At 71.0% G+C, this 6,532-nt stretch carries 8 protein-coding genes; 2 read left to right on the forward strand and 6 right to left on the reverse strand.

From position 1 onward, the window contains the following. Positions 1–8: 8 nt before the first annotated feature. From L942_RS43850 to L942_RS22350, 3 genes are all read right to left on the reverse strand, one after another. Entirely contained in the window at positions 9–668 is a 660-nt protein-coding gene (locus L942_RS43850; RefSeq protein ID WP_158684506.1) for a VOC family protein, read from the reverse strand. Between the two features lie 163 nt (positions 669–831). Further along, complete coding sequence (locus L942_RS22345) at positions 832–1,596, reverse strand: maleylpyruvate isomerase family mycothiol-dependent enzyme (protein WP_037363708.1); 765 nt, start codon at positions 1,594–1,596, stop codon at positions 832–834. After that, positions 1,586–2,137 carry an SAV_6107 family HEPN domain-containing protein gene (locus L942_RS22350; protein WP_037363727.1) on the reverse strand — a complete coding sequence of 184 codons (552 nt, stop codon included), beginning with the start codon at positions 2,135–2,137 and terminating at the stop codon, positions 1,586–1,588. Before L942_RS22350 ends, L942_RS22345 begins: the two co-directional genes overlap by 11 nt. 1,214 nt (positions 2,138–3,351) lie before the next feature. On the opposite strand from L942_RS22350, the gene L942_RS22355 reads away from it, so the two are divergent. Further along, positions 3,352–3,876, forward strand: coding sequence for a YbaK/EbsC family protein (locus L942_RS22355; protein WP_037363730.1), 525 nt, complete (start codon positions 3,352–3,354; stop codon positions 3,874–3,876). Further along, a complete protein-coding gene (locus L942_RS22360; RefSeq protein ID WP_037363710.1) occupies positions 3,873–4,460 on the forward strand; it encodes a GNAT family N-acetyltransferase in 588 nt (195 codons plus the stop codon). The genes L942_RS22355 and L942_RS22360 overlap by 4 nt, the downstream gene beginning before the upstream one ends. Positions 4,461–4,518: 58 nt before the next feature. Here L942_RS22360 and L942_RS44965 read toward each other — a convergent pair whose 3' ends face one another. From L942_RS44965 to L942_RS22370, 3 genes are all read right to left on the reverse strand, one after another. After that, positions 4,519–5,094 carry a hypothetical protein gene (locus L942_RS44965; protein WP_200862887.1) on the reverse strand — a complete coding sequence of 192 codons (576 nt, stop codon included), beginning with the start codon at positions 5,092–5,094 and terminating at the stop codon, positions 4,519–4,521. Further along, positions 5,091–5,546, reverse strand: coding sequence for a hypothetical protein (locus L942_RS44970; protein ID WP_200862888.1), 456 nt, complete (start codon positions 5,544–5,546; stop codon positions 5,091–5,093). Before L942_RS44970 ends, L942_RS44965 begins: the two co-directional genes overlap by 4 nt. 72 nt (positions 5,547–5,618) lie before the next feature. Beyond that, positions 5,619–6,530, reverse strand: coding sequence for a DMT family transporter (locus tag L942_RS22370; RefSeq protein WP_235079317.1), 912 nt, complete (start codon positions 6,528–6,530; stop codon positions 5,619–5,621). Positions 6,531–6,532 lie beyond the last annotated feature (2 nt).

Consider the following 6,532-nt stretch of genomic DNA (forward strand, 5'->3'; position numbering starts at 1 on the left):
TGGTGTGGTCAGAGCGGGGGCAGGAGGCGGAATTCGTTGTCTTCCGGATCCGTGCGGTCGGCCTGGGGAATGCGGCTGCTTTCGGCGCGGACGGCTAAGCGGAGGCGGTTTTCGCCGTATTTGGGGGTGTGCGCGCGGAGGAATTCGAGGGTGGGGCCACGGCCGGTTGGGTTGCTCAGGGTGGTGATGGCGGGTTCGTCGGCGGTGATCGGCCACGCGGTGAGCGGGGACCAGAAGCGGGCCAGGCGCGCGGGGTCCTGTGCGTCGACGACGATCGCCGCGAGGGCCCCGGAATTGGCGTATTCCTCGCGGGGTTCGAGTACGCAGAATTCGTTGTCTTCCGGGTCGGCCAGAACGATCCACGGGACGTTCTGCTGGCCGATGTCGATCGGACGGGCACCCAGGGAAACGGCTCGGGAGACCGTTTCGCGCTGATTCGCGCCGGAGGTGCTGGAGAGGTCCAGGTGCAGGCGGTTTTTGCTGGTTTTCGGACGGGAGGTCGAAGCGAAGACCAGGGTGAGGTCGCAGCCGTCGCCGGAGGACGGCTCGACGGTGGCGTCGGCCGGGGATTCCGCGGTGAGCCGCCAGCCCAGGAGGTCGGCCCAGAAGCGCGCCAAGCGTGCCGGTTGTTCGGCGGCGATGACCAGGTGAGCCAGACGGGATGCCATGCCGGCACAGTAGCGGCGAGGACCGACAAAAACGGCGGATCGCCGGGAACAACTGTGCCGGCAAGCGCGGGGGTATCACGCTTGCCGGCACAGCCTGATCGCCGCGGTGGCCTGGAAACAGGGACGGAAACCGAGAAGCTTCCCCACTTTCGGTTCTCGACTGCTACCTGGTGGCCAATCGCAGCAGGGCCCATGCTTGGGCGGACAGCTCGTGGTCGCCGTCGGTGTGGACCATGGTCACCGGGACTCTTCCCCACAGCCAGAGGTACACGTTCGCGGGCGGACCGGAAACGATCGCGTCGGCGGCATCGGCTTCCCGGGGAGAGCAGCGCCAGGCCTCTGTTTCGCCGGGGCCCGCTCGCGCGATCCAGCTGTGGCCGCCGGTGTGGAAACCGACTGTGCCGTGCCGGGTTCCTGAGATGCCCATGGTGGTGAGCTTGTGTCCGAAGTAGAGGGTGAGGGCCTCGTCGACGCCGTCGGCGGCCAGGTCGTCCGGGACCGTCGAGTCTCCGATTCCGGCCGCGTTTTCGGCGTCCACCCGGTGCACGAGCGTTTCGTGGAGCATGCGGCGGCGCCAGAAACCGTGCGTCGGATCGGCGGACCACCACGTGGCGGCTCGGGTGGCCGGGTCGTGGCCGGCCAGTTCGACTTCGAGTTCGGTGCGGGCGGCGGCGTAGAAGTCGGCTACCGGCTGACCGGGCAGGGGTTCGCGCCACAGCTCGGGGCGGCGGCCCTCGCGGATCCAGCCGACCACTTGCCAGTACACGGAACCGACGTGCTTGAGCAGGTCGTGCAACGTCCAGCCGGGGGCGGTGGGCACCGGCGAATCGGGCGACGCCGAGTGCGCCACCTCCCCCAGAAGCTGTGCCTCCACGGAGAACGCTTCGAGCAACCGGCCATGGTCGACCGTGCCGAGTTCACGCGACATGAGCTTCCCCGGACATCGGCAGGCCGTGCACGACTCGGCGGACCAGTTCGAGGAACTGAGCGGTCGCCCGCAGCAGCCCCTCGGCCAGCTCGGCGGTGACCCGGCCGCTGATGCCGGCTTCGGCGGCGGCCCGGGTTTCGGAGTGGTCGGCGAAGAACGCTGACCACTCGCGCAGTTCCGGGGCGACGGCGTCGAGCAGCACCCAGCCGCTGGCCGGCCGGCCCCGCCCCCGGCGCGGACGGCCCCGGACGGCGAGCACCGCGCCCGCACCGCGAAGGGCGGCCAGGTAGGCGCCGATGAAGCGCTCGGCTGGGTCTCGCTCGTTTTCCGCGTGGTCGAGGCCGCGATGCGCCTGGGCCAGAAGGGCGACCGCCTCCGGCGGGGCAGGCGGACGCAGGGACAGCGGAAGCTGCGGCTGGCCCTTCGCACCGGAGCGGCGGACAGGCGGTTCGGCGGAGGGCCGGACCGCGGCCCGCGTGCGGTGAACGACCTGCCTCGGCGACGGCGAGCTGGGCTGGGCGGTTTCGGGAACGTGGTGCACGGTGGGCCTGGGGGCTCGAGCGCGTTCGGGCTGAGGAGCCGGACCGGTGCGGTTCTCCGACGCGAAGGGCAGCGCGGGGGTGGTCGCCGGAGCGGCCGACCGGGTGGAGCTGGCCGGGGAAACCGACGACGCCACGGAGTTGGTTTCCGGTGCGGGCCACGAGCCGGTGCGCGAGGCGGCGGACCGGGCTGAGTCGGCGGACTCCGCGGGCCCGCTTCCGGGCTTTGGCGACGAACCTGGTCCAGACTCTGGAGCAAGCTGGGCAGGGCCCGCCTCAGAACCGGTTGCCGGTGCGGGCAGGGCGGAATCCGCCATCGGAGCAGCAGGTTCGGCGGAGCCGACCGGGGACAGAGAGGCTGCACGCGACGGCCCGGACTCCGCCGCTGGGAGAGCAGGCTGACCGGTGCCGACCGCCGAATTCGACAACGCCGCGGAGTCATCTCCCGGCGCAGACAGGCCCCGACCGGCTTTCGAAGCCTCGGATCGAGCAGAACCAACCACCGACCCAGCCGACGCCACCGCGTCGTCTCCCGACGCGGGCAACAAGCCCCGACCGGTCCCCGGAGCGGCAGGCTGAGCACAACCGGCCACCAACGCAGACAACACCGCGGAGTTATCTCCCGGCGCGGGCAACTGGACCGGACCAGCTTCCGGAGCGGCGGACGGAACAGAACCGGCCATCAACGCAGCCGACGCCGCAGAGCGGGCTCCCGACGCAGGCAACAAGCCCGAGCCAGTCTCAGAATCAGCGGACCGAACAGATCCCGCCACCGAAAAAGCCGACTCCGCGGAACCGCTCTCCGACCACAAATCAGGCTGAGCGGAAGCAGACGACGAGCCCGAAGCGCCAGCCCCCGAAACCGCCGGTTGAGCGGCACTGTCCTGCAGAACAACAGCGCCCGGCCGGTCCACCGGCGCGCCGAACGTCAGCTGTTCGCCTACCGCGCCAGGCCGGTCTTGGCGTGCCTCTTCGGCACGGTCCGCGGGGGACCCGACCGAGACGGACATGGCGACCCTCCTCCTGCTCGGGTGGGCCCGGCCGGGTCCCGAGGTGCTTCCCCCACCCCGGGACCGGCCGGCGCGCTCCCACCGGTATCGAACGTCTGTTCGATCTGTTTCCAGAGTAGCCGCGCCGGCGAGTCCGCTCAACCCCGCCGGCGGAATCCGGGCACGTGGTGCGCGACACGGCCGCACTGGCGTGGTCTCATAACCGGGTGAGCACCCACGACCATCCCGCTGTCGCCAAGGTCACCGCCGCGCTGGGCGAGGCCGGGCAGCACGCCGCCGCTGCCGGAGTGCGGGTGCTGCCCGCCGAAGTGCGCACTGCCGCGCAGGCCGCGGAGGCGCTCGGCGTACCGGTCGGCGCGATCGCGAACAGCCTGGTTTTCCGTGCCCGCACGCAGGCCGGGGCCGAGGTCGCGCTGCTCGCTCTCACCTCCGGGGCGCATCGGGCCAAGGAGTCCCGGCTGGCGGAACTCGCCGGGGTCGCGGAGGTCGGGAAGGCGGACGCGGCGTTCGTCCGCGAGCACACCGGGCAGCCGATCGGGGGCGTCGCGCCGGTCGGGCATCCGGAGAGGCTCGTGACGCTCGTGGACACGGCGTTGCGCGGATACTCCGAGGTGTGGGCCGCGGCGGGGCATCCGAAATCGGTCTTCCCGACGACGTTCGACGCGCTCGTCACGCTCACCGGGGGCACCCCGGGCGATCTCGCGGGCGAAGGGGAGGATGGTCGACTGTGACCGCGATGTCCTCTTCCGGGTGCTCCCGCTACGTGCAGTTCTCCGCCGACGAATTCCGGTCCCGGCTGCCGGAAGCGCTGGCGATCTACGTGAACGCCATGCGCTACCCCGAGGGCACGGCCGAGCAGCGCGCGCCGATGTGGCTGACCCACGCGTTGCGCGAAGGCTGGCGCTGCATGGCCGCACTCGACGACAACGGCGTCCTGCTCGGCATCGCCTACGGCTACAAGGGCCGCGCCGGGCAGTGGTGGCACGAGCAGGTCCGGCACGGCCTCACCCGCCGCGCCGGGACGGAGGAAGCCGAGCGCTGGCTGGCGGACTACTTCGAGCTCACCGAAATCCACGTGCGGCCGGAGAACCAGGGCAAGCAGATCGGCGAGGACTTGCTGCGCCGGCTGCTCGACGGGGTCCCCAGCGCGAACGTCCTGCTGTCCACGCCCGAGGGGACGAGCCGGGCCTGGAAGCTGTACCGGCGCATGGGGTTCGTCGACGTTCTGCGCGATTACCAGTTCACCGGCGATCCGCGGCCGTTCGCGATCCTGGGGCGGTCGCTGCCGCTCGACCCGCCACAGCGCCCGGCCTAGGGCACCGCGCACCCGGACCGGGCACGCGGCGCGCTCGCCTGCCGCAATCGCGAAACTGTCAGGCATGGCCCAGCGACGGGACCACCGTCTTGGCCACGGCGACCGCCTTCGTGCAGGCGGTCGCCGTGTCGAGGCCGCTGGCAGGCTCTCCGCTGAACTGCACGGAGACGAGTTCGCCGTACCCCTGAGCCTCGTCCTCCTTCGGAGTCTCGATCTTGCGCCAGGTCGCGTCGCAGCCGACCACGCTGCTGTCCTCGTCCTTCTTCAGAATGGCCGTGACGCCACCGCCGAGGTCAGCGGGCTGGCCGTCCTCGGCATCTGCGGGCAGGCCTTGGTACAGGTGCACCGACACCTGCGGATAGCGGGTGCTGTCGCCGGACCAGAAGTCGCATTCGTGCAAGCTCTTGGGCTCTACGAAGGACTTCTGCCCCAACGCGGCTTCGACGGCCTGCTTGCTGGCCACCGTGCACGGGTCGGTGGTCAGCACCGAGCCGGGGACCGGCTTGTACTGCGGCGGCGAGGCGTGCAGGGCCTGTACGACCTTGGTCAGCGCCGTGCGGCCGGGCGCGCAGGCGTCGCCGCCCGGGGCCTTGGTCTGGAAGGTGATGCCCAGCGACTGCTCGAACGACGTCACGACCTGACCCAGCACGACCCGGGCTTGTCGCCGTCGACGACCAGCGGAAGGCCTTCGAGCTTCCCGACCGGGTCCTTCGACATGATCAGCTGGTCGCCGACGCGCAGCACCAGCTCGATTTTCCTGCCGCCGGCGTCCTTGACGTCGACGCCGCACTCGCCCCATTCGGAAGAGGAAAGGCTCGACTGGTCCGGGGTCCCGAGGCCGCCGAGGGTCTTGCTGTCCAGGAGCGCGCACGGATCGACCGTGCGCAGGGCCGCCGCCTGCACCGCGGGGTCGGTGATCGGGGGTTTCGCGGCGGAGGAGGGAGCATCCGCGGCAGCGGGGCCCGCGGCCGAGCCACCGCCGCAGGCCGCGAGGAGGGCGAGCAAAACCGTCCCCGCAGCCAGCGTCGATGTCCGGACTATTCGGTTTTTGGTGATCGTGAACGGCACGGTAGCCGGGTCAGTCACCCGTTCGTGGCGAACTGTCGAAGAATGCGGGTATTCCGTGAATGATGCGCCTTCGGTGCGGCGCGGACGCCCTCATCGGGGCTCCGGCCGCCAGTAACCGACCGCGAGCGCCGCGACGAGCAACACCGCGCCCGCCCATGCGAACGCGCTCAGCCGCTCATGCAGGAAAGCCACCGACAGCACGGTCCCGGTAAGCGGTTCCAACAGCGCGGACAGCGCGCCCAGCACCGGGTGTGCACCGCCGAGGCCGCGAAAGTACGCGGCGTACGCGACGGCTGTGGGGACTACGCCGAAGTACACCGCCAGCAGCAGCACGTCGGCACGGGCGGGCAGGCCCATGCCGAGCCACAGCGCGGCGGGGGTCAGCAGCGAACCGCCGATCAGACAGCCGAAAGCCGTGGTAGCCAACGGTTCCAGGCCGTCGACCGGTTCCGCCGTGACGAGCGTGAGCACGGCGAACCCGGTCGCCGCGAGCAGCGCGAAGCCCAGGCCGCCGACCAGCCGGGCAGGTGACGTCGCGGTTTCCGGCGACCAGCGCAACAGCACCAGCCCCGCGACTGCGCCGCCGACGGAAACCAGCGTCCACAGCTGGGGAGCGCGTCGGTGGCACACGGCGGAAAACGCCGTGAGCACAACGGGTGCGGCACCGATCGTGGTCATGGTCGCGATGCTGACCGAACTGAGGGCGACGGCGGCGAAGTAGCTGGCCTGGAAGAGCGCGAAGAGGGCGCCGATGAGAAGGAGCCGGCGCCAGGTTTGCTTGGCGGGAAGACGGAATCCGCCGGTGAGGGCGACATAGGCCGCGCTCGCGGCGCCGCCGACGAGCAGGCGGTAGGTGGCGACGGCCAGCGGGTGCAGATCGGCCTGCTGGGAGAGAAGCGAGCCGGACAGGCCACCGGTTCCCCAGAGCACGCCGGCGACGACTAGGGCGTGTCTGACAAAGCTTTGGTCCAGGTGATCACGGCGTGCAGCACGACCGCCGATCG

The sequence above is a fragment of the Amycolatopsis orientalis DSM 43388 genome, from assembly GCF_000411975.1.
GTDB classification, from domain to species: Bacteria; Actinomycetota; Actinomycetes; order Mycobacteriales; family Pseudonocardiaceae; genus Amycolatopsis; species Amycolatopsis orientalis_D.